General features: G+C 43.3%; 19 protein-coding genes. 15 read left to right on the forward strand and 4 right to left on the reverse strand.

Annotation, left to right across the window (positions count from 1 at the left end; genetic code table 11):
• Nucleotides 1-68 precede the first annotated feature (68 nt).
• From ACRQQK_RS20440 to ACRQQK_RS20450, 3 genes are all read right to left on the reverse strand, one after another.
• Nucleotides 69-1,127 carry a type IV pili methyl-accepting chemotaxis transducer N-terminal domain-containing protein gene (locus ACRQQK_RS20440; RefSeq protein WP_457514480.1) on the reverse strand — a complete coding sequence of 353 codons (1,059 nt, stop codon included), beginning with the start codon at nt 1,125-1,127 and terminating at the stop codon, nt 69-71.
• A 102-nt stretch (nt 1,128-1,229) separates the two neighbouring features.
• On the reverse strand, nt 1,230-3,164 hold the full coding sequence (locus ACRQQK_RS20445) for a methyl-accepting chemotaxis protein (protein WP_457514482.1): 1,935 nt from the start codon (nt 3,162-3,164) through the stop codon (nt 1,230-1,232).
• Between the two features lie 287 nt (nt 3,165-3,451).
• Nucleotides 3,452-3,901: a CBS domain-containing protein gene (locus ACRQQK_RS20450; protein WP_457514484.1), complete on the reverse strand. Its 450-nt coding sequence runs from the start codon at nt 3,899-3,901 to the stop codon at nt 3,452-3,454.
• A gap of 253 nt (nt 3,902-4,154) precedes the next feature.
• Between ACRQQK_RS20450 and queA the strand changes: the two genes are divergently transcribed.
• The 5 genes from queA (at nt 4,155) to secF (ending at nt 9,799) form a co-directional block, all read left to right on the forward strand.
• Nucleotides 4,155-5,207 (forward strand): tRNA preQ1(34) S-adenosylmethionine ribosyltransferase-isomerase QueA, encoded by a 1,053-nt coding sequence (queA, locus tag ACRQQK_RS20455; RefSeq protein WP_457514485.1) that lies wholly within the window; start codon nt 4,155-4,157, stop codon nt 5,205-5,207.
• Between the two features lie 144 nt (nt 5,208-5,351).
• A complete protein-coding gene (tgt, locus tag ACRQQK_RS20460; RefSeq protein ID WP_457514487.1) occupies nt 5,352-6,491 on the forward strand; it encodes a tRNA guanosine(34) transglycosylase Tgt in 1,140 nt (379 codons plus the stop codon).
• A 139-nt stretch (nt 6,492-6,630) separates the two neighbouring features.
• A complete protein-coding gene (gene yajC, locus ACRQQK_RS20465) occupies nt 6,631-6,963 on the forward strand; it encodes a preprotein translocase subunit YajC (RefSeq protein ID WP_042489647.1) in 333 nt (110 codons plus the stop codon).
• Nucleotides 6,964-6,983: 20 nt separating this feature from the next.
• Nucleotides 6,984-8,837: a protein translocase subunit SecD gene (gene secD, locus ACRQQK_RS20470; protein ID WP_457514489.1), complete on the forward strand. Its 1,854-nt coding sequence runs from the start codon at nt 6,984-6,986 to the stop codon at nt 8,835-8,837.
• A 14-nt stretch (nt 8,838-8,851) separates the two neighbouring features.
• The gene (gene secF, locus ACRQQK_RS20475; protein WP_457514491.1) at nt 8,852-9,799 is read left to right on the forward strand and encodes a protein translocase subunit SecF; all 948 of its coding nucleotides are present in this window, start codon (nt 8,852-8,854) and stop codon (nt 9,797-9,799) included.
• Between the two features lie 118 nt (nt 9,800-9,917).
• Here secF and suhB read toward each other — a convergent pair whose 3' ends face one another.
• Nucleotides 9,918-10,721 (reverse strand): inositol-1-monophosphatase, encoded by an 804-nt coding sequence (gene suhB, locus ACRQQK_RS20480; RefSeq protein ID WP_457514493.1) that lies wholly within the window; start codon nt 10,719-10,721, stop codon nt 9,918-9,920.
• 180 nt (nt 10,722-10,901) lie between these two features.
• On the opposite strand from suhB, the gene trmJ reads away from it, so the two are divergent.
• The 10 genes from trmJ to pepB all read left to right on the forward strand — a co-directional run bounded on the left by trmJ (nt 10,902) and on the right by pepB (nt 18,834).
• The gene (gene trmJ, locus ACRQQK_RS20485) at nt 10,902-11,633 is read left to right on the forward strand and encodes a tRNA (cytosine(32)/uridine(32)-2'-O)-methyltransferase TrmJ (protein ID WP_457514495.1); all 732 of its coding nucleotides are present in this window, start codon (nt 10,902-10,904) and stop codon (nt 11,631-11,633) included.
• A 113-nt stretch (nt 11,634-11,746) separates the two neighbouring features.
• Nucleotides 11,747-12,268 carry a Fe-S cluster assembly transcriptional regulator IscR gene (gene iscR / locus ACRQQK_RS20490; protein ID WP_457514497.1) on the forward strand — a complete coding sequence of 174 codons (522 nt, stop codon included), beginning with the start codon at nt 11,747-11,749 and terminating at the stop codon, nt 12,266-12,268.
• A gap of 31 nt (nt 12,269-12,299) precedes the next feature.
• Nucleotides 12,300-13,514, forward strand: a complete 1,215-nt coding sequence (locus ACRQQK_RS20495) for an IscS subfamily cysteine desulfurase (protein WP_457514499.1) — start codon at nt 12,300-12,302, stop codon at nt 13,512-13,514.
• Nucleotides 13,515-13,550: 36 nt separating this feature from the next.
• On the forward strand, nt 13,551-13,934 hold the full coding sequence (gene iscU, locus ACRQQK_RS20500; protein ID WP_042489659.1) for a Fe-S cluster assembly scaffold IscU: 384 nt from the start codon (nt 13,551-13,553) through the stop codon (nt 13,932-13,934).
• 66 nt (nt 13,935-14,000) lie between these two features.
• The gene (gene iscA / locus ACRQQK_RS20505) at nt 14,001-14,324 is read left to right on the forward strand and encodes an iron-sulfur cluster assembly protein IscA (RefSeq protein ID WP_457514501.1); all 324 of its coding nucleotides are present in this window, start codon (nt 14,001-14,003) and stop codon (nt 14,322-14,324) included.
• Nucleotides 14,325-14,388: 64 nt separating this feature from the next.
• On the forward strand, nt 14,389-14,904 hold the full coding sequence (hscB, locus tag ACRQQK_RS20510; RefSeq protein WP_457514503.1) for a co-chaperone HscB: 516 nt from the start codon (nt 14,389-14,391) through the stop codon (nt 14,902-14,904).
• Nucleotides 14,905-14,925: 21 nt separating this feature from the next.
• Nucleotides 14,926-16,779 carry a Fe-S protein assembly chaperone HscA gene (gene hscA / locus ACRQQK_RS20515; protein WP_457514505.1) on the forward strand — a complete coding sequence of 618 codons (1,854 nt, stop codon included), beginning with the start codon at nt 14,926-14,928 and terminating at the stop codon, nt 16,777-16,779.
• Nucleotides 16,780-16,793: 14 nt separating this feature from the next.
• The gene (gene fdx / locus ACRQQK_RS20520; RefSeq protein ID WP_102963912.1) at nt 16,794-17,132 is read left to right on the forward strand and encodes an ISC system 2Fe-2S type ferredoxin; all 339 of its coding nucleotides are present in this window, start codon (nt 16,794-16,796) and stop codon (nt 17,130-17,132) included.
• Between the two features lie 51 nt (nt 17,133-17,183).
• Complete coding sequence (gene iscX / locus ACRQQK_RS20525) at nt 17,184-17,378, forward strand: Fe-S cluster assembly protein IscX (RefSeq protein ID WP_042489665.1); 195 nt, start codon at nt 17,184-17,186, stop codon at nt 17,376-17,378.
• A 163-nt stretch (nt 17,379-17,541) separates the two neighbouring features.
• Nucleotides 17,542-18,834: an aminopeptidase PepB gene (gene pepB, locus ACRQQK_RS20530; protein WP_457514507.1), complete on the forward strand. Its 1,293-nt coding sequence runs from the start codon at nt 17,542-17,544 to the stop codon at nt 18,832-18,834.
• Nucleotides 18,835-18,897: the final 63 nt, after the last annotated feature.

The following is an 18,897-nucleotide window of genomic DNA, read 5'->3' on the forward strand; positions in this document are numbered from 1 at the left end:
CCAATAAGGCAGCTTTTTTTGTCGCTAGATCTCAAAGTGTTGAGTTGTCGTGACCGTTTTAGGCACCCTTATTTGTTGAATGAATGCAGGTACTTGGCAAAAATGGGAGCAACAGTTTCTAGCAGTGATAGCTTGTATTCACTCTGGCAGCTTAGCGTTCCTACAATGACATTTTTGTACATCAACGGAAAGGTATAGAGTAGTTCGCTATTCTTGGTTCCTTGTGATAGTGCAATTGACTCTTCTTTGTCTGCGCTTTTCCATTCTAATGCTATATATGAGACCGCATCTAAATCCTGAATAAGGCTGATAGCTGATTCCAGCTTATTTTGGTGTGGCTCAGAGTTAAGAAGAATAATCGAGAGCTTGGAGAGCAAAACGTTTTCTTCTACTGCCAGTTCCAAGGCTTGGTTGTTTTGGCTAAGTGATTGCTCCAACCCTGAGTAGATATGTCCCATTTTTTCCGCCATACGATGAAAAGTGGAAGACAGCAGACCAATTTCATTGTTGAGGTGGTAATCAAGCGTAATATCGAAGTTACCCTGACGTATGTCTTGGCTCGCATTAGATAATTGAACGATTGGACCAACGACCTTATGGTTAATGTAATGAACAAAGTAAGTCACGATTAGCCCGACGAGTAGTACACCGACACAACTTGCCCAGATTAAATAGTGAAGTTTGTTTTCTGAGTGAAGTTGGATGTTGTATACCAGCTCATCAATGATATCGACAAAACTTGGAATGATAGGCAAAACTTCTTGCTCTCTTTGTGTGAGCAGCTTTTCTTTGATGCTTTCCCAATGTCTAACAACTTGAAAATAGTGTGTCTTGATCTCGTCAGTCGAGTGCCAGTCTGTAACAGATTTTAGGGCGTCTGAGTACAATACTGAGTCATATTTCTCTATGTACTTGAGTTTGTTCTCTGAGTTGTTTGTTGTGATGTCATAAGCAAGACGATAGCTTTGCATTCGTAAAGAACCAGAGAGATTAATAATTTCTGCATCTTTATCTAGAGAGATAAAAATAAGTGCTGAAAAAAGGCTGATCACAGTGCACAGAGCAAAAATGAGTGACATCGAATAGGAGGTTATGCCTGAAATAGATTTGTACTTTTTTAATTTCATAAGGTTGTAACGCAGATACGGATTAAGAGAAACATGACGACTTCGGCAGAAAAACAAACAGCCGGATTAAAATCCAGCTGCTTGCTTTTATCGATTTGAGAATTACTTCAGCTTGAAGAATCGCATCAGCTCAGCCAATGTTACCGACATTTTAGCCAGCTCTTGTGAAGCTTGGTTGCTGTCTGAAACCATGTTGACTGTTTGGTCTACTTTGTCACGAACGACCGTGATGCTTTCACTGATCATCTCTGCTGTTGTGCTTTGTTCTTCTGTTGCTGTTGCAATCTGAGTATTTAGGTTGTTGGTTTGAGCGACGCTCTCGGTAATAGTTGAGAATGCCACATTTGCCGATTCAGACTGTGTCACCGTCTCTTCAAGCATTGTTTGGCTTGCATTGATAGACTCTACAACATGAGAGGTATTGGTTTGAAGGGTGGTGATTTGACCTTCAATCTTTTCAACTGCTTTTTGCGTTTGCTGCGCTAACTGTCGGACTTCATCTGCCACAACAGCAAAACCACGACCTTGTTCACCTGCTCGAGCCGCTTCAATCGCTGCGTTGAGTGCAAGAAGGTTTGTTTGCTCTGCAATGTTTTGAATCACATTCATTACATCACCAACTTCTTCAGTACCAGTGCGAAGAGTTGAAATTTCTGCACTTAGGTCACCCATTTGTTGAGCAAGAGAACTGATTTTCTCCATCGACGATGACATGACTGTCATGCCTTTGTTTGCTTCTTCAGTTGCAGATTCTGCTTCTTGAGACGCAGTATTCGCACCAACAGCCACTTCATTAATTGCCGCAGACATTTCATTCATTGCAGTAGCAACTTGATCAGTCTCTTGTTGCTGAGTAATAGAGCTTTGCAGAACTTCGTGGTTGATAGCCGATAGCTGCTCTGAAGCAGAAGCCAGCATTTCACAGTTTTGTGTAATCTCTTCTACTGTGCTGTAGAATTTCTGTTCCATTTGACCCAGTGAGATGCGCATTTGTGCTACTTCATCAACACCCTCGACAGTGTGGTTAGTATGTAACTCACCGTTAGCCATGCGTTCAATAATGGATTTGGTGGTATTAATTGGACCTGTGATACTGCGAGTAACCCATTGACAAATTAACATCACCAGCGGCATTGAAATCACTAAAGCCATAATGACAGTTAATACTGCACTTTCAGCAACATCTGAAACTTGTTGTGCAAGCTTCGTTTGGCTCTCAAATGAGTTTTGCTTAATGTCAACGATATTATTTGTGATTTGGTTGCCTAAATTGGCTAGGTTTACATACCAAATTTCGTTACGTTGACCAATGATTGAAAATATCTCTTCAATGTTGCGATTAAAGACATCAACTTGTTTAACGACAGTGCCATTACGATACTGCGGATAAGTTTTATCGAACTCAATCATCATTTTTTGCAGTTGAGCAAATGCACTTTGGTAAAGCTCAAAATCACTTTCTTCGTTATCAATGAGGAAATCAGTGGCGTGTTGCAGCGCGATGGTAAATTGATATTCCGTTTCAATTACTCTCTCAAAAAGATCCATACTTATATTTGCGCTAGTATTACGAAGTTGACTGATATGCTTTTGTAGTTCTTCAGTGACGGACTGATTTGTACGCACAAGCTCGTTTCTGTGTTTCATCAAACGATTCACTTCGTTCAATTCAGCTTCATACTGATTAACACTATTCTTCATTTCAGTGAGAAGAGTCACCTGCTGAGGTGAAGTGCTGCTATTGATCTCTGCTTGAATAATGCTTTCCGTTGCCTTTAGTTCTTTCACTGCATCATTAAAGTTTTTTTCGTCTCCGCTAGCGCGGAAAGTCAAAGCTCGAATACGTGCAGTTAGCATATGCTCTTGAACATTGCTCGCTTGAATTGCGTTTTGGTTTACCTCTCTGAAATCATTGAAATCAGATTGAATGTCTTTAATCGCGAACGCTGCAACCCCTGAAATTATAAGAGTTGAAAGCGTTGTAAAGGCAATGATTAAGTATATTTTATACGATACCTTAGTGATTCTATTAAGCATGTGTTTCTTCTATATGGACAAACGGAATTAAACAAATTTTATACAAATAATCACTATCATCCAAAAAATCTTATTGATGAAATTTTATTTAATTTATTGTTTTGTATGGATAAATTTGCTTTGTATGACATAACCATTAGTCAAAAAAAAACAATCCTACATCTGTGGAGGAAATAGTCTGACAAGGACTGACATTTATAAAGTAAGACTGGGGAGCAAAGGTTAATATTATTGAATATTAACCTTTCATAAATGATGAGAAAGTGGCGGATTAGACGAAAAGATCGTTATAGGTCATCTTCGATTTCTTCGGGTTCGACTTCTTCTTGTAATTCAAGCAGGCTGATTGCTATCGAAACAAAGTCGCTATCGGTAATAATTCCGACTAATTCTCCTTTAGAGATGACAGGCAGGCAGCCCACTTTATGCTTCTGCATGTACATGGCACTTTCTTTTAACCCAGCTTGTGGGGAAACCGACATCACTTGAGTATGCATAAGTTCATAAAGTGGAGAGTCGTCCGTATACGAAGTCGTTCTTGAGGTTTTTTGCAGACTCGATTCTTGTGCGGCCAGTATGTCTCTTTGTGTGACAACACCAAGCAACCTTTTACTTGCATCGACAATCGGAATATGTCGAATATCTAACGCTTCCATCATGTGTTTGGCATCAGAGAGTGTGTTTGAACGCAGTAATGTGTGTGGATTACGAGTCATCATGTCTTCGACTTTAATCATATCCAACTCCTATCTCTTCAGGCTTGTAATAACGCGTTGGTTCTTGATTAAAGCATAGTTTTTCTACGGACAAATATCTGAGAGCTTGACCACTTTTATCTCGAATTGAGCGAATTCATTGTTGATTACAAACTATTGCTGATTCATTGGTGGTTAGTCGTGCACAATCCTGTATCTTGATGTGGCTTAGGTATATACTACCGCGCCGCGAAAAGATTCATCGCTAAACCCTGAAGAGAACGAATATACAGTCATGCAAGTTTCAGATTTTCATTTTGAACTTCCAGACGAGCTGATCGCTCGTTATCCAAAAGCAGACCGTACAGCCAGCCGTTTGCTGCAGTTGAACGGTAATACCGGTTCATTGACCGATAGCACCTTTAAAAATGTGCTCGACCTAGTCGAACCGGGTGATCTTTTAGTGTTTAACAATACCCGTGTTATTCCCGCTCGTATGTTTGGCCGTAAAGCATCGGGGGGCAAACTCGAAGTATTGGTTGAGCGTATACTTGATGAGCACACGATTCTTGCTCATGTTCGCTCTTCTAAGCCACCAAAGCCGAATACAGAATTGTATCTGGGTGAAAATGATGAATACCATGCCGTAATGGTTGCGCGTCATGATGCTCTGTTTGAAATTCGCTTTACGGACGAAAAAGCCGTATTGGAAATTTTAAATGACATCGGTCATATGCCATTGCCGCCTTACATTGATCGCCCTGATGAAGATGCAGATAAAGAACGTTACCAAACGGTTTATAACCAAAAGCCGGGTGCGGTAGCTGCTCCGACTGCTGGCTTGCACTTCGATGAAACTTTGCTTGAGCAAATCAAAGCTAAAGGTGTTGAGTTTGCTTATGTTACTTTGCATGTGGGAGCTGGGACATTCCAACCTGTTCGTGTAGATAATATCAACGATCACCATATGCACGCAGAATACGTAGAAGTCTCTCAAGAAGTTGTGGATGCGATTGCTGCAACCAAAGCTCGTGGCGGTCGTATTATCGCTGTGGGTACAACCTCTGTGCGTTCTTTAGAAAGTGCTGCACAGGATGCATTAAGCAAAGGTACAGAATTGGTTCCTTTCTTTGGTGACACTGAGATTTTTATTTTTCCAGGTTATCAATATCAGTTAGTGGATTGTTTGATTACCAATTTCCATCTACCTGAATCAACGCTAATTATGTTAGTAAGTGCATTCGCGAGTTACGAACATACTATGGCGGCCTATGAACATGCTGTGAAAGAGCAATACCGTTTCTTTAGTTACGGTGACGCAATGTTCATTACCAAGAGAACTATTTGAAGCGAAAAGCGTCATACTCTTGATTTATATTTGAAGCTATCTGGACACTTTTCCGGGTAGCTATTTGTACCTAGGCTAGTGTTAATTTAATACTGGGTGTAGGTATCAATCCGTCAGACTGTTTCTCTGACATTTGGAGGCTTTGTGAAACTACAATTCAATCTAAAAAAGAAAAATGGCAATGCGCGTCGCGGTCAACTGACTTTTGAACGTGGCACTGTGCAAACGCCAGCGTTCATGCCGGTCGGCACCTACGGTACGGTAAAAGGTATGACTCCTGAAGAAGTGGCTGATACTGGCGCACAAATTCTATTGGGTAACACTTTCCACCTTTGGTTACGTCCTGGCCAAGAAGTAATGAAAATGCACGGTGACTTGCATGATTTCATGAACTGGCAAGGTCCAATCTTGACTGATTCAGGCGGTTTCCAAGTGTTCAGCCTTGGTGATATTCGTAAAATCACCGAGGAAGGTGTGCATTTCCGTAACCCGGTAAACGGTGACAAGATTTTCATGGACGCTGAGAAGTCGATGGAAATTCAAAAAGACCTTGGTTCTGACATCGTCATGATTTTCGATGAATGTACGCCATACCCTGCAACTCATGATGAAGCGAAGAAATCAATGGAGATGTCTCTTCGTTGGGCTCAACGTTCTCGCGATCATTTTGACAAGCTTGAAAATCCGAACTCTTTATTCGGCATCGTTCAAGGTAGCGTATACGAAGACCTGCGTGATGTTTCTGTAAAAGGCCTGACTGAAATTGGTTTTGATGGCTACGCTGTTGGTGGTCTTGCGGTTGGTGAACCTAAAGAAGACATGCACCGTATGCTTGAGCACACTTGTCCACAGCTGCCGGAAGATAAACCTCGTTACTTAATGGGCGTTGGCAAACCGGAAGATTTAGTAGAAGGTGTACGCCGTGGTATCGATATGTTTGATTGTGTTATGCCAACACGTAACGCGCGTAACGGTCATTTATTCGTTACTGGCGGTGTAATCAAGATTCGTAATGCGGTTCATAAAACAGATACTTCTGCATTAGACCCGCATTGTGATTGTTACACTTGCAAAAATTACTCGAAATCGTATCTTCACCATTTAGATCGTTGTAATGAAATTTTAGGTGCTCGCCTGAATACCATTCATAACCTACGCTACTACCAACGTTTGATGGAAAGTATCCGTACTGCGATTGATGAAGACCGTTTCGAGCAATTTGTAGAAGAGTTCTACGCACGACGCAATCGTGAAGTTCCACCTCTACAAAAAGAGAAAGCTTAATGTTGATGCCAGCATGTGTGCTGGCATTAATGTAATTTCGTGCGCTAAGTTGGATTTATCTCTATTCCTGACTTGAATTCAACGTTGCGCAACCCAATAGATTTCAAACTAGACAAAACAACTTAGAGGACGTTTCTCAATGAGTCTAATTTCTGTAGCACACGCGGCACCTGCTGGTACTCCAGCTGGTGGTGGTTTTGAAATGCTAATCATGCTTGGCATGTTCGCGGTAATCTTCTACTTCATGATTTACCGCCCACAATCAAAGCGTGTAAAAGAGCATAAAAACCTAATGGCTTCTATGGCTAAAGGTGATGAAGTGCTTACCAGTGGTGGATTAGTAGGTCGCATTACTAAAATTGCAGAAGACAACGATTATGTGTCTATTGCTCTTAACGAGAACAACGAAATCGTTCTTAAAAAAGACTTCATTACAGCAGTATTACCAAAAGGTACGCTGAAATCTCTATAAACAGCTAGAGGATCTTCTCTGTGCTAAACCGTTATCCGTTATGGAAGTACTTGATGGTGGTATTTGTTATTGCCGTCTCTGCTTTGTATGCACTTCCAAATATTTACGGTGAAGATCCAGCTATTCAAATTACAGGGGCGCGTGGCGCCTCTGTAGATCTGACCACGCTGGATTCTGTCACTCAAGCGCTCGATAAAGCGCAGCTTTCTCATAAATCCATTGGTCTTGAAAATGGATCTATCCTTGTTCGATTTAATGACACTGATACTCAAATCAGCGCACGCGATGTTGTAAGTGAAGCTTTGGGTAAAGATACAATTGTGGCATTAAACCTTGCAGCATCAACCCCTGATTGGCTTGAAGCGATAGGTGCAGCACCTATGAAGCTTGGTCTCGACCTTCGTGGCGGTGTTCACTTTCTGATGGAAGTGGATATGGATGCCGCGATGGAAAAACTGGTCACTCAACAAGAAGAAGCATTCCGCAGCGAACTGCGAGAAGACAAAATTCGCTACCGTGCAATTCGTCCTCTTAAAGATTCAGTAGAAGTGGTGTTACGTGATGCTGAGCAACTTGCTCAAGCAAAAGCCTCTTTGGAAGCAAAACACCGCGATATGACATTCATTGCTTCTGATGAAAGCAATCAATTCGTTCTTAAAGCGCAATTCTCTGAAACTCGTCTACAAGAAATTCGTAATTACGCTGTTGAGCAAAACATCAGCATCCTACGTAACCGTGTAAACGAACTGGGTGTTGCTGAGCCTTTGGTACAACGTCAAGGTGCAACTCGCATTGTTGTTGAACTGCCAGGTGTTCAGGATACTGCTCGTGCGAAAGAGATTCTTGGCGCAACGGCAACTCTCGAATTCCGCGAAGTGGATGACAAAGCAGATTTAGCAGCAGCGGCTGCGGGGCGCGTACCTGCAGGCAGCGAAGTTAAGTTTGACCGTGAAGGTCGTCCTGCAGTACTTAAGAAGCGTGTGATTCTTGGTGGTTCAAGTATCACTGATGCAAGCTCAAGCACTGATGAATATGGTCGTCCTCAGGTAAACATCTCACTGGATAGTGAAGGTGGCGCGAAGATGTCAGCGTTCTCTAAAAAGAACATTGGCAAGCTTATGGCTACAGTGTTTGCTGAATACAAAGACAGCGGTCGTAAGACTCCAGAAGGTAAAGTTATCTTAGTTAAGCACGAAGAAGTGGTTAACCAAGCAACGATTCAATCTGCTCTTGGCCGTAGCTTCCGTATTACTGGTATTGATTCAGCCGCTGAAGCTCATAACCTAGCTCTTTTATTACGTGCTGGTGCTCTGATTGCGCCAATCTCGATTGTAGAAGAACGCACCATTGGTCCATCTATGGGGCAACAGAATATCGATATGGGTATTCAAGCGTGTATCTGGGGTATGGTTGCAGTAATGCTGTTTACGCTACTTTACTACCGTAAGTTTGGCCTGATTGCCAACGTAGCACTGTTTGCAAACCTTGTGTTGATCATCGGCGTTATGTCAATGATTCCTGGGGCAACCATGACCCTGCCAGGTATTGCTGGTATCGTATTGACCGTCGGTATGGCCGTGGATGCGAACGTACTGATCTTTGAACGTATACGTGAAGAGCTGCGTGACGGACGTAACCCTCAACAAGCTATTCACCAAGGTTACGCGAATGCGTTCAGTACTATCGCCGATGCGAACATCACTACCTTAATCACAGCAATCATTCTATTTGCTGTGGGTACTGGCGCGATTAAAGGTTTCGCGGTGACTCTGTCTATCGGTATTCTCACTTCAATGTTTACTGCAATTATCGGCACTCGTTGTATCGTCAACTTGTTGTACGGTGGTAAACGCATTAACAAATTGTCGATCTAAGGGTAGGAATTGGTATGTTTCAAATTCTGAAAACAGATAAATCGATCGACTTTATGCGTTGGTCGAAGTTCGCGTTCATTTTCTCGATACTCATGATCGGAGCTTCGATTTTCACACTATCGACAAAATGGCTGAACTGGGGCTTAGACTTTACGGGCGGTACACTGATCGAGGTTGGTTTTGAACAACCTGTAAACCTTGAAGAGATCCGTGTCGCGCTAGAAACGAAAGGCTTTGGTGATGCAACCGTACAGAACTTTGGTTCAGCTAGAGATGTGATGGTTCGTCTTCGCCCACGTGAAAATGTGGCAAGCGAAGCGCTGGGTAACCAAATCTTGGGTGCGATTAAAGAAGGTACCGGCGAATCGGTTGAAATGCGTCGTATCGAGTTTGTTGGTCCTAACGTAGGTGATGAACTGACAGAAGCTGGCGGTTTGGCGATTTTAGTGTCGCTACTGTGTATTCTTCTGTACGTGTCTATGCGTTTCGAATGGCGTTTAGCGGCAGGTGCTGTATTGGCTCTGGCGCACGACGTGATTATTACGCTTGGTATTTTCTCGCTTATGCAAGTTGAGGTGGACTTAACCATCGTAGCGGCATTGCTAACGGTAGTCGGTTACTCACTCAACGATACCATCGTTGTATTCGACCGTATCCGCGAGAACTTCCGCAAAATGCGTAAAGGTGAATCTGCTGAAATCATGAACAGCTCGATCACACAAACATTAAGTCGTACTTTGATTACTTCAGGTACAACATTGTTTGTGGTTATTGCCTTGTTTACTCAAGGTGGTGCTTTGATTCACGGTTTCGCAATGGCACTTCTACTCGGTATTACTGTGGGTACTTACTCTTCAATCTATGTTGCTTCTGCACTAGCATTGAAATTAGGTATTACTCGTGAGCACTTACTAACTCCACAAGTGGAGAAAGAAGGTGCCGAGTTCGACGAGATGCCATAAGAGAATAGAAAAGCCACTGAGTTCAGTGGCTTTTCTTTTGTCTCTTCAGCTACAGTCAGACACAAAAAAGCCCCAACCGTTAGGAAGGGGCTTTCTATTATCAGCTGTGACGGAGCTGTTATTTCAGAATCGCACTGTTACCGTTTTCACGGATGTGGTTCAGAATAGCCTTCACACCGCGTGGGCTAGAACCAACGATGTTGCCTGATTTCATGTAATCAGTACCGCCAGAGAAATCTGTTAGGATTGCGCCCGCTTCACGAGCAATCAGTTCACCTGCTGCAAGATCCCAAGGTTTCAAACCAAGTTCAAAGTAACCGTCAACACGGTTAGACGCTAGGTAACATAGGTCAAGAGCTGCAGAGCCAGTACGACGGAAGTCAGCACATTCAACAAATAGAGACGTCATAATCTTCATGTAAGATTCTGAGTGTTGCTTTTGTTTGAATGGGAAGCCAGTTGCCAAAACGGCACCTTGCAGGTCTTTGATTTGTTTGATACGGACACGAGCGCTGTTTAGCTGTGCACCTGAGCCACGTTGAGCTGTGAATAGCTCGTTTAGCATTGGGTTGTAAACACAAGCCACTTCAGTCTTGCCTTTAATACGAACAGCAATTGAAACGCAGAAGTGAGGTAAACCTTTTATAAAGTTTGTTGTGCCATCCAGTGGGTCGATAATCCATTGTACATCCTGATCTTTACCTTCGATCAGACCGCCTTCTTCGGCAATGATGCAGTGCTCTGGGTAAGAGCTTTTAATCGTAGAAACGATAATGTTTTCAGCTTCTTTGTCTACGTTAGTGACAAAGTCGTTCATGCCTTTTTGAGTGGCTTCGATTTTCTCAGGAGTTTCTAGAGATTTAGCAATATGATTGCCAGCCTTTCGCGCAGCGCGAATGGCAATGTTTAGCATAGGATGCATACGGATTTCCCAACGGATGTTAAAGAACGAAAAAAGCGGTGCGCAGTATACCAAATGTTTATCAAAATGGAAGTGGTTATTTTTTATTCATTCGACTCTAGGGGGAGTGAAGCTTCTGACCATTTTACTCAGGTTTATGTTAATATTCTGCGGTTATAAGTTGAGTAGCGTAAATACATCATGTTAAGCAATGTTAAAGTGGTTTTAGTGGGAACCTCTCATTCAGGCAATATCGGCTCTGCAGCACGTGCTATGAAAGTCATGGGGCTCAGCGAAATGGTCTTGGTTGATCCTCAGTGTGAGGTAGATGCTCAAGCTGTCGCTTTGGCCGCTGGCGCAAGTGAAATCGCACTCAATGCTCGAATTGTTAGTAGTTTAGAAGAAGCTGTAGAAGACTGTGGCTTGGTGGTTGGCTCCAGCGCTCGTTCAAGAACACTTGAATGGCCAATGCTTGACCCTCGTGAATGCGGTGAAAAGTTTGCCAGTGAAGGGCAAAAACATCCGGTTGCTTTAGTCTTTGGACGTGAGCGCACAGGGCTAACCAATGAAGAACTGCAAACTTGCCATTACCACGTCTGCATCCCTGCAAATCCCGACTACAGTTCTCTGAACTTAGCTATGGCGGTTCAAACAATATGTTATGAAATCCGCGTTGCACATTTAAATCAGGTTCAATCTCAATACGCGCCTCAAGCTGAAGAGGAATACCCTCGTCATAAAGAACTGGAAATGTTCTATGAACACCTTGAAAAAGTGATGATTGAAACCCAGTTCATCTCAGAGGCACAACCGGGCCAAGTGATGAATAAACTTCGTCGCCTTTTTAATCGTGCACGTCCAGAATCTCAAGAACTCAACATCTTACGTGGTGTTCTCACAGCTGTTGGCAAGAACTTGCAGAATAAAAATTAACCACTTTTTGTGAATGGTTAAATACTTGACTGTTTTAGTCAAATAAATACTTGACCATATTAGTCAGGTATGTGAAACTTCTAACCACATAATCAATGTGGATACGGTGTGATATGAGACTTACATCTAAAGGAAGATATGCGGTAACAGCCATGTTAGATGTGGCTCTGCATTCGCAACAAAGCCCAGTACCATTGGCAGACATTTCTGAACGCCAAGGCATCTCGCTTTCATATTTAGAGCAACTGTTTTCGAAATTGCGTAAAGCCGGTTTAGTAGCTAGCGTTCGTGGCCCAGGCGGTGGTTATCGCTTAGGTACGAAAGGTCACTCGATTTCAATTGGTACAGTGATTGCTGCAGTTGATGAATCCGTTGATGCGACCAAGTGTCACGGTAAAGGTGATTGCCAAGGTGGTACTCGCTGCTTAACACATACACTGTGGCGCGACCTAAGTTCTCGCATCAGTGACTTCCTTAACAACATCACTCTTGGTGAGTTGATGGTGGATAATGAAGTGCTAGAAATTTCAGATCGCCAAGATATCGGTCTTGCGATTAACCACGGGATTGCACACAAAAATTCGAACACAGTCACCATTGGTGCGGCACCCGTAGGTATTAATGTTCGTTCTTAAGAACGACGTTTACATTGCATTGGAGTAGAAAATGAAACTGCCTATTTATTTAGACTATTCAGCAACTTGCCCAGTTGATCCACGTGTTGCTGAAAAGATGGTTCAGTACATGACGATGGATGGTACTTTTGGTAACCCTGCATCTCGTTCTCATCGTTATGGCTGGCAGGCAGAAGAAGCCGTTGATACTGCTCGTGAGCAAATTGCAGATTTATTGAATGCAGATCCTCGTGAAATTATCTTCACTTCAGGCGCAACAGAGTCTAACAACCTAGCGATTAAAGGTGTTGCACACTTTTATCAAAAACAAGGTAAACACATCATTACCTGTAAAACTGAGCATAAAGCTGTACTAGACACGACTCGTCAGCTAGAACGCGAAGGTTTTGAAGTGACCTATCTTGAGCCAGAAACAAATGGCTTGATTGATCTACATAAATTAGAAGCAGCAATGCGTGATGACACCATTCTTGTTTCTATTATGCATGTGAACAATGAAATCGGTGTTATTCAAGATATCACTGCTATTGGTGAACTGTGTCGTTCACGTAAGATTGTTTTCCATGTAGACGCAGCACAATCTGCAGGTAAGTTACCAATCGACGTACAAGAGATGAAAGTTGATCTTATCTCTATGTCGGCGCACAAAATTTACGGTCCTAAAGGTATTGGTGCTTTATACGTACGTCGTAAACCACGTATTCGTCTTGAAGCGCAAATGCACGGTGGCGGCCATGAGCGTGGTTTCCGCTCTGGTACACTTCCTACTCACCAAATCGTGGGTATGGGTGAAGCATTCCGAATTGCAAAAGAAGAGATGCAACAAGATTTCGACCACGCTAAAAAAATGCGTGATCGTTTACTCGCTGGCATCAAAGATATGGAAGCAGTTTCGATCAACGGTGACCTAGAACAGCGTTTACCGAATAACCTAAACGTGAGCTTTGCTTTCGTTGAAGGTGAATCACTGCTTATGTCTCTGAAAGACCTTGCGGTATCTTCAGGCAGTGCATGTACATCAGCAAGCCTTGAACCATCGTACGTACTACGTGCTCTTGGTCTTAATGATGAATTGGCTCACAGCTCAATTCGTTTCTCATTCGGTCGTTTTACGACAGAAGAAGACATTGATTATGCGATTGAATTGATTCGTGTAGCTGTCAACAAATTACGCGACATGTCCCCGTTATGGGATATGTACAAGGAAGGGGTAGATTTGGACACTGTTGAGTGGGCTCATCATTAATCTTTCCAGCGATTTAGAGGATTCGAGGTAACTATCATGGCATATAGTGAAAAAGTAATTGATCATTACGAGAACCCACGTAACGTAGGTTCATTTGACAAGGAAGATCCATCAGTAGGTAGCGGCATGGTTGGTGCTCCTGCATGTGGTGACGTAATGCGTCTACAAATTAAAGTATCTCCTGAAGGCATCATCGAAGATGCAAAATTCAAGACTTACGGTTGTGGTAGCGCAATCGCATCAAGTTCGCTTGTAACTGAATGGGTTAAAGGTAAATCAATCGACGAAGCAGCAGCGATCAAAAACGCTGAAATTGCGGAAGAACTAGAGCTACCACCAGTGAAAGTTCACTGCTCAATTTTGGCAGAAGATGCAATCAAAGCCGCTGTTGCGGATTACAAGAAAAAACATCAAGAATAATAAATAATTGGGGAGTAACCCATTGTTACTCCCACTTTAATTAACAGAAGACCCAAAGGTAGCAGTATGGCCATTACTCTAACTGAATCAGCAGCACACCGAGTGAAAACCTTTTTGGATAACCGAGGAAAAGGTATCGGCTTACGTTTAGGCGTAAGAACGACTGGGTGTTCAGGTATGGCATACGTACTAGAATTCGTTGATGATCTTGAAGACGGTGACCAAGTATTCGAAGATAGCGGTGTGAAAGTTATCATTGATGCGAAAAGCTTGGTTTACTTAGACGGGACAGAGCTGGACTACAAAAAAGAAGGCTTGAATGAGGGCTTCGAATTCAACAACCCAAATGTCAAAGGCGAATGTGGTTGTGGTGAAAGCTTCAACGTCTAAGAGTTCTCTGAATTTAGGGTGAGCAACCGTTCATCCTAAATCGAATTAAAGGACCGATATCTACATGAATTATTTCGAATTATTTGGGCTACCAACTCAGTATCAACTGGATGGTAGCCTTCTTTCTTCTCAGTTCCGCGAGTTGCAAAAGCGTTTTCATCCAGATAACTTTGCCACGGCTTCTGAGCGTGACCGACTGATGTCGGTACAAAAAACGGCAGAGATTAACGATGCCAATCAAACTTTAAAAAGCCCAATCTCTCGCGCAGAATACCTGTTGTCACTTAATGGTGTTGAACTCCGTGGTGAGCAACAGACTCTTCAAGATCCAATGTTCCTGATGGAACAAATGGAACTGCGTGAAGAACTTGAAGCAATTACCGACAACTCTGATGCGGAAAGTGCGTTGTTCGACTTTGATAGTAAAGTCGAGAAAATGTATAAACAGCACTTAATCCAAGTAGAGCAAGAGCTAAACAGTGAGCAGTGGAGTACCGCAGCAGACACTGTTCGTAAGCTCAAATTTATTGCCAAATTAAAAAATGAAATAGAGCGAGTCGAAGACAAACTCCTCGGCTAATTCTAAAAAAAGGACCCATAGATGGCATTACTTCAAATTGCAGAACCGGGTCAAAGTTCTGCACCGCACCAGCATAAACTGGCTGCAGGCATTGATTTAGGAACCACCAACTCGTTAGTGGCTTCGGTGAGAAGCGGCACGGCAACCACTTTAGTTGATGAGCAAGGACGAAGCATCCTGCCTTCCGTTGTGTCTTATTCCCAAGAAGAAAAAGTGGTCGGTTATGACGCTCATGACAATGCTCAAGCTGATCCTGCTAATACCATTATTTCGGTAAAGAGACTTGTCGGTCGTTCATTAACCGATATCCAGTCTCGTTACCCAAATCTACCGTATCAATTTAAAACCAGTGAAAACGGTTTGCCGATCATGCAAACCCCTCATGGTGATAAAAACCCGATTCAAGTGTCTGCAGACATTCTGAGAACGCTAGGTCAAAGAGCTGAAAGCACATTAGGCGGTGAATTGGCAGGCGTTGTTATCACTGTTCCTGCTTATTTTGATGATGCTCAACGAGTCGCTACTAAAGATGCAGCCGCTCTTGCCGGATTGCATGTATTACGTCTGCTTAATGAACCAACGGCCGCAGCTATCGCTTATGGTCTGGATTCTGGTCAGGAAGGTGTGATTGCTGTTTATGACTTAGGTGGCGGTACGTTCGACATTTCTATTCTACGTCTGTCAAAAGGCGTATTTGAAGTGCTGGCAACAGGTGGTGATTCAGCATTGGGCGGTGACGATTTCGACCATCTGATAGCCGAATATCTGCAACAGCAAATGGGTATTGAAGGTCAGTTAAGTTCAAGTAAACACCGTGCTCTTTTAAATGCAGCAACGGCTGCGAAAATTGCATTGTCAGATAGCGATCAAGTAGAAATTAATGTCCTTGATTGGTCTGGCGCGCTTACCAAACAACAGTTCAATGAACTGATCCAGCCACTAGTGAAGAAGACGCTGATGTCTTGTCGCCGCGCGCTCAAAGATGCGCAGATTTCGGCTGATGAAGTATTGGAAGTAGTCATGGTTGGCGGCTCCACTCGTACTCCATATGTGCGTGAGCAAGTTGGAGAGTTCTTTGGTCGTACGCCATTAACCAGTATCAACCCTGATGAAGTGGTTGCTATTGGTGCAGCAATTCAAGCGGATGTTTTAGCGGGCAATAAGCCTGATTCTGAAATGCTGCTGTTGGATGTGATCCCGCTTTCACTTGGTATTGAAACCATGGGTGGTTTAGTAGAAAAAATCATTCCTCGTAATACCACTATTCCTGTGGCGAGAGCGCAAGAATTTACCACCTTCAAAGATGGCCAAACAGCGATGAGTGTGCACGTTGTTCAAGGTGAGCGTGAGTTAGTGGATGACTGCCGTTCACTGGCGCGTTTCTCACTTAAAGGCATTCCACCAATGGCCGCTGGTGCTGCACATGTTCGCGTTACTTATCAAGTGGATGCGGATGGTCTGTTATCTGTAACCGCAATGGAAAAGAGCACAGGCGTACAAGCTGAAATTCAAGTTAAGCCGTCTTACGGTTTAAATGATGACGAAGTTGCCCAAATGCTGCGTGACTCTATGGCGTATGCTAAAGAAGACATGCAAGCGCGAGCGTTGATGGAACAGCGTGTTGAAGCGGATCGAGTTATCGAAGGCCTGATTGCCGCAATGCAGGCGGATGGTGACGAGTTACTGAGCGAAAATGAGCGACAGCTTTTAGTTAACGCTATCGAATCATTGATCAAAATACGCAACAGTGATGATGCAGATGCCATTGAGCAAGGAATAAAAGATACCGATAAAGCGAGCCAAGATTTTGCGTCGCGCCGTATGGATAAATCTATTCGCGCCGCATTGGCCGGTCATTCCGTTGACGAGATTTAAAGAGAAGACAAAAAATGCCTAAGATTATTGTTTTACCCCATGAAACACTTTGCCCAGAAGGTGCGGTATTAGAAGCGCAATCTGGCGAAACGATTCTTGATGTGGCGTTGAAAAACGGTATCGGAATTGAGCATGCGTGTGAGAAATCCTGTGCATGTACCACTTGTCACTGCATTGTCCGTGAAGGTTTTGACTCGTTAGAAGAGAGTGATGAACTCGAAGATGACATGCTGGATAAGGCATGGGGTTTAGAGCCTGAATCTCGTTTGAGCTGTCAGGCGAGAGTCGCGGATGAAGATTTGGTTGTTGAAATTCCCAAATACACTTTGAACCACGCTTCTGAAGATCATTAATTATCGTTCGGGCTTGATTCAAGCCCGAGAATATGACACTGGAATAACATTATGAAATGGACAGATTCACGCGATATCGCAATTGAACTTTGCGAAAAGTATCCTGATATTGAACCGCAAAATGTACGTTTTACTGATTTACATCAGTGGATATTGGACCTTGAAGATTTTGACGATGAGCCTAATCACTCAAACGAAAAAATTCTTGAAGCGATCATTATGTGCTGGATGGATGAGCGGGATTAATTTCGCCAACCTAGCCTTGCTAAGTTAACAGTTTTAATAAAAAAGCGGGCCTAGTAGCCCGTTTTTTTATCAAGTTGATATTTTTAACTGGCAAAATGCTAACATCCCCGAGTTATTGAAAAGATGTGGCGAAGAGACGCCATTACTAAGACAAGGAGAAACCATGTCTACACAAATGTCTGTATTTATTAGCCTGGAAGCTGCCCAGCCTCAGTGGGGAGAAAAGGCGTTATTATCATTTTCTGAGCAAGGTGTGACGATTCACCTTACTCAATCTCACGATATGGGTGCGATTCAACGCGCTGCTCGTAAGCTGGATAACCAAGGTCTGCGTTCTGTATCTCTAGTAGGTGAAGGCTGGGATCTCGAATCTATTTGGGCTTTCTACCAAGGCTATCGTGAAGCGAAGAAGAGAAACACGGTTGAATGGAAATCACTAGAGCAAGAAGCACAAGCAGAACTAGAAGCTCGCATTAAAACCACCGATTGGGTTCGCGACATTATTAACAAGAGTGCCGAAGAAGTCGCTCCTCGTCAGCTTGCGACTATGGCGGCTGAGTTCGTGAAATCTTTGGCTCCTGAACAAATTTCTTACCGCATCGTTAAAGACAAAGATCTTTTAGCTGAAGGTTGGGAAGGTATTTTCGCTGTAGGTCGGGGTTCAGACCGCACTTCAGCAATGCTACAACTGGACTTCAACCCAACAGGAAAAGAAGACGCACCAGTGTTCGCATGTTTGGTCGGTAAAGGTATTACTTTCGATTCAGGTGGTTACAGCATGAAACCGTCTGGCATGATGTCTGCGATGAAAGCAGACATGGGTGGCGCAGGCATGATTACTGGCGCGCTGGCGTTATCCATCCTTCGCGGCTTAAACAAGCGCGTGAAATTGATTCTTTGTTGTGCAGAAAATATGGTTTCAGGCCGTGCTCTTAAGCTGGGTGATATCATCACTTACAAGAACGGCAAAACAGTCGAAATCATGAATACTGACGCTGAAGGTCGCCTAGTCTTGGCTGACGGTTTGATGTATGCAAGTGAACAGAAACCTGAGCTTATCATTGACTGCGCAACGCTAACTGGTGCTGCGAAAAATGCGTTAGGCAATGATTTTCATGCACTAATGAGTTTTGATGATGAACTTTCACACCAGGCTCTGACGGCTGCGAAAGAAGAACATGAAGGTCTGTGGCCACTTCCACTGATGGATTTCCATCGTGAAATGTTGCCATCACCTTTCGCGGATCTATCCAACATCAGTTCTGGTGATTATGCACCGGGCGCAAGTACAGCGGCTGCATTCTTGTCTTACTTCGTTGAAGACCACAAGAAAGGCTGGTTACACTTTGACTGTGCGGGAACTTACCGCAAGTCAGCAAGTGATAAATGGGCTGCGGGCGCAACGGGTATGGGCGTAAGAACCATCTCTCGCGTACTGATGGATCAAGCTAAGTAATCGATGTAATTAAAGGTGGCCTAAGAGCCGCCTTTTTAAAATAAAACGACAAGTAAAGTAAAA

Source organism: Vibrio sp. C8 (assembly GCF_054051265.1).

Excerpts from the sequence above, each read along its gene's own strand:
- ACRQQK_RS20440 (WP_457514480.1), bottom strand. The coding sequence starts at position 1,127 with ATGAAATTAAAAAAGTACAAATCTATTTCAGGCATAACCTCCTATTCG.
- ACRQQK_RS20445 (WP_457514482.1), bottom strand. The coding sequence starts at position 3,164 with ATGCTTAATAGAATCACTAAGGTATCGTATAAAATATACTTAATCATT.
- ACRQQK_RS20450 (WP_457514484.1), bottom strand. The coding sequence starts at position 3,901 with ATGATTAAAGTCGAAGACATGATGACTCGTAATCCACACACATTACTG.
- queA (WP_457514485.1), top strand. The coding sequence starts at position 4,155 with ATGCAAGTTTCAGATTTTCATTTTGAACTTCCAGACGAGCTGATCGCT.
- yajC (WP_042489647.1), top strand. The coding sequence starts at position 6,631 with ATGAGTCTAATTTCTGTAGCACACGCGGCACCTGCTGGTACTCCAGCT.
- secF (WP_457514491.1), top strand. The coding sequence starts at position 8,852 with ATGTTTCAAATTCTGAAAACAGATAAATCGATCGACTTTATGCGTTGG.
- suhB (WP_457514493.1), bottom strand. The coding sequence starts at position 10,721 with ATGCATCCTATGCTAAACATTGCCATTCGCGCTGCGCGAAAGGCTGGC.
- trmJ (WP_457514495.1), top strand. The coding sequence starts at position 10,902 with ATGTTAAGCAATGTTAAAGTGGTTTTAGTGGGAACCTCTCATTCAGGC.
- iscR (WP_457514497.1), top strand. The coding sequence starts at position 11,747 with ATGAGACTTACATCTAAAGGAAGATATGCGGTAACAGCCATGTTAGAT.
- ACRQQK_RS20495 (WP_457514499.1), top strand. The coding sequence starts at position 12,300 with ATGAAACTGCCTATTTATTTAGACTATTCAGCAACTTGCCCAGTTGAT.
- iscU (WP_042489659.1), top strand. The coding sequence starts at position 13,551 with ATGGCATATAGTGAAAAAGTAATTGATCATTACGAGAACCCACGTAAC.
- iscA (WP_457514501.1), top strand. The coding sequence starts at position 14,001 with ATGGCCATTACTCTAACTGAATCAGCAGCACACCGAGTGAAAACCTTT.
- hscB (WP_457514503.1), top strand. The coding sequence starts at position 14,389 with ATGAATTATTTCGAATTATTTGGGCTACCAACTCAGTATCAACTGGAT.
- hscA (WP_457514505.1), top strand. The coding sequence starts at position 14,926 with ATGGCATTACTTCAAATTGCAGAACCGGGTCAAAGTTCTGCACCGCAC.
- fdx (WP_102963912.1), top strand. The coding sequence starts at position 16,794 with ATGCCTAAGATTATTGTTTTACCCCATGAAACACTTTGCCCAGAAGGT.
- iscX (WP_042489665.1), top strand. The coding sequence starts at position 17,184 with ATGAAATGGACAGATTCACGCGATATCGCAATTGAACTTTGCGAAAAG.
- pepB (WP_457514507.1), top strand. The coding sequence starts at position 17,542 with ATGTCTACACAAATGTCTGTATTTATTAGCCTGGAAGCTGCCCAGCCT.